Here is a 3,072-nt window from a genome sequence, read left to right on the forward strand (position 1 = left end):
GGCCGAGCGCGACCGACGCCGCGCGGGCGACGTGGCCCGATCGGTCGTATCTGATCGTCTCGCTCGAGCCGCTCGAGGTAGGGTCGTGGCGCTGGCGGACGGGTGATGAGAGCGCCCGCGGAACCGATGCACCCGGGGGCCGGTTCGAGCGAGAAGCACTCGTCGTCGATTGAGGGCCGGTGTTCACAGAGCAATGGCTCTCACTCGTCGGCCAGCGGTGAGCGTCCCATCGTCTGAACTGGACGGGACGCGAAAAAGACGTGACGGGCACGCCCCCGTCCGCCCGGCACGTCGACGATTCCTAGGAACCGTCATTCGAGGGTTGGCACCGGTCGGATGTCATTCTTTCGCAGCCCGCGAGTGACAGTCACGATAGCGTGACCGGACGGCTGTCCCACGATCGTTCGTCTGTACCGAAAGGGTGCCAGCCTCTCTGCGGTCGGTCTCACTCGTCGTCAGTGTCCTCGAGGTCGTCGGCCCGTTGCCGCGCCTCGGCAGCCCGCTCGCGGAACTCCTCGATCCGCCGGCTCAGTTTCTTTCCGGCGGTGTATTTGAACTCGTCGGGCATCATCCCGTACTCGATATCGAGGGTGATCATCGTGTCACAGCCCTCGACGATCTCGGGGGCCCAGCTTCCCTGTGCCAGCTTCGACTCGTCCGTGACCACCGCCTCGCCGTCTTCGACGTCGATGAACGCGCTCACGATGTTCCAGATGTTCGGATCGCTCGAGCTCACCTCGTCGAACAGTCCCTCGAGTCGCGAGTCCTTGATCTCCTCGTCGCGCAGCTCCGCGAGCAGGTCCTCGAGGGCGTCGGCGATTTCGTCGCACTCGGCGGCTTCCTCGCGAAGTTCGGACGGTGACTCGCTCGAGTCTTTCCGCGTTCCCGTCATCTGACATCCCCCGTCTCGTCGGTGTCGGCGATCATACTGGAAGCTATCGGCTTCGGAACCGTAAACGTACGCTTCCGTTTCGTGATGAGCGGCGGAAACGGGTGGTGGTCGGAGTTCGTTTGATCTGCCATCCCGGGAACAAGCGGCCTGCTCGCGTGGCAACACGGGATATCCACACCCTCCCCAGCCGGTTTCTCCTCACGGGCGCTTCGCGCCCGCCTGCTCACGGCGGCGGAGCGGCCGTTCACCACGCGGTTCTCGCTCACTCTGTTTACTCACGGCTCGTTTCACTCACCGTTCGCGTTCCCGCGGTTCTCGCTCACTCTGTTCGCTCCGAACCGCGCACCGTTCGCACGGTATGCGGGACCGCCGGTCCCGCACTACTCGCGACGACCACGCGCAGGTCGGGTCGCGGCTCACCAATCGGTTCGCGGTTCTCTCCGGTCACCGCTCACAGTACCGAGACCGTCACTTCGTTCAGGCCTCGCAATTCGCCGCGACACAGCGCGCGCCACCGCCCGCTGGGTGGCCAGTCCGGAGTGAGCTGCAACTCCCCTCTATTGACCGTCCACTGACGGTCACGGATTCTGTGCTAGAGACAAAAACGGGTCGGGCAGATTCTCGAGTCGGTCAGTCCTCGCTCGCGTCCGTGTCCGCGTCGCCGTCGGCTTCTTCGTCCGCTTCCGCGACGACGTCTCGGAACGCGTCGAGGATGACGCGCTTCGTCACGGCCCCGCGGGTCGTCCAGTGGTTCGCGTAGTCGAGCATATCGTCGTAGATGTCGGGCTTGCAGCCCGCGGCCTTGGGATGGCCGCCGCCGTTGACCTTCCCCGCGACCTCGTGGCACAGTTCGAACTCGTCGGTGCCCCGAATGGAGGCCGAGCCGGCGGGTTTGACGATCACCGAGGCGTCGGCTCCCTGTTCGCGCATCGCCTCGGCGACCTCGTTTTGCGAACAGCGGCCGTAGGTAATGCCGACCGTGTAGCCACCGATCTCGCGAAGTTCGGCTCGACCGACCGCCTGATCGATGAGCGCCTCCTTCTCGACGCGGCGCTCGGCGATGTAGTCCGTGACCCACTCGGGCAGGTCGACGCCGTACTCGCGGACGACCTCGACGTACTCCGCGGGGTCGGTCCAGTAGGCGTAGTCCGCGAGGTCGTCGCTGCGCGGGTCCTCGCGCAGCCAGAGGTCGTGATCCCGGGTGACGGCCGCGAGTTCCTCGTACATCGGACCGAACTCGTGCTCGAGCGAGCGGTAGACTACATCGGCGCTGCACTCCTCGTCGGAGTCGCCGACCACGAGGTCGACGCCGGCGTCGCGGACCGCCTGTGCGACATCGTCGCCCCACTGGTGGTGGTCGTACCACGCGACGCGGTCGGCGGTCTCGAGTGCCGCGGCGAGCTCCGTCTCGACGTACTCGTACCGGTCCGGCGCGAGGTCGCAGACGAAGCAATCGATCCCCTCGTCGCCGTACTCCGCGACGCGAGCCAGCGCGTCCTCGACGTTGTGGGGGCTCGCGGGAATGAGCGCGACTTCGTGGGGTGTCGGTTCGGGTTCCTCGAGCGGCTCTTCGGCGTCGCCGGCCGCGATGACGACGTTCTGTTCGTCGGCGTCGTCCGTCGCGTCGGCGACCGGCTCCGGCTGATCGTCACTCCCATTATCGTCGTCATCGTCGTCCGGCTCCGGCACGTTCCGAACGTCGCCGTAGGCCTCCCGGATGAGCGCGACGCAGGCCAGCCCGTCGGCGTCCGGGTCCGCGATGACCGCGACCTCGGCCCCCTCGAGGGCGGCTGCGGTCTGCTGGTCCTCGAGGTCCTCCTCGAGCGTATCGGGCAGGAAGAAGCCGGTTCCCGGCAGTACTGATTTCCGGGCGAGCGACAGATCGCCGCTCTGAATGAGTTCGTCGTACATGATACGTGCTGCGTGACCGGCGGGGAAGTAACCGCCGATATCGCGAGCTGGCGGGCCAGCGACTGCCGTCGCTCGGATCAGGCGTCTGCGGATACCTCCTCGCTTGCGGCATCGTCATCTTTATCGTCGCCCGTCGGCTCGAGTTGGCGCACCGTCAACACGGGGACGGGCGAGGTCCGGACGATCCGCTCTGCGACGCTGCCGAGCAGGAGGCGGTTCTCGCCATGGCGACCGCGGGTCCCGGTCGCGACCACGTCGGCGTCGACCTC

The 3,072-nt window shown here is 66.6% G+C and carries 4 protein-coding genes and 1 pseudogene; 1 reads left to right on the plus strand and 4 read right to left on the minus strand.

The window, feature by feature from the left end; genetic code table 11:
* Positions 1-173 (plus strand): annotated as a pseudogene (locus tag PGX04_RS34680) (desampylase); the annotation flags it as partial.
* A gap of 272 nt (positions 174-445) precedes the next feature.
* Here PGX04_RS34680 and PGX04_RS16155 read toward each other — a convergent pair.
* The 4 genes from PGX04_RS16155 to PGX04_RS16170 form a co-directional block, all read right to left on the minus strand.
* A complete protein-coding gene (locus PGX04_RS16155; RefSeq protein WP_273739449.1) occupies positions 446-892 on the minus strand; it encodes a hypothetical protein in 447 nt (148 codons plus the stop codon).
* Positions 889-1,158: a hypothetical protein gene (locus tag PGX04_RS16160; protein WP_273739450.1), complete on the minus strand. Its 270-nt coding sequence runs from the start codon at positions 1,156-1,158 to the stop codon at positions 889-891. The genes PGX04_RS16155 and PGX04_RS16160 overlap by 4 nt, the downstream gene beginning before the upstream one ends.
* Positions 1,159-1,522: 364 nt before the next feature.
* A complete protein-coding gene (locus PGX04_RS16165; RefSeq protein ID WP_273739451.1) occupies positions 1,523-2,803 on the minus strand; it encodes a DHH family phosphoesterase in 1,281 nt (426 codons plus the stop codon).
* Between the two features lie 77 nt (positions 2,804-2,880).
* Positions 2,881-3,072 (minus strand): universal stress protein (locus tag PGX04_RS16170; RefSeq protein ID WP_273739452.1); only part of this gene is annotated, 192 nt, incomplete at its 5' end.

This window comes from Natrinema soli, from assembly GCF_028618695.1.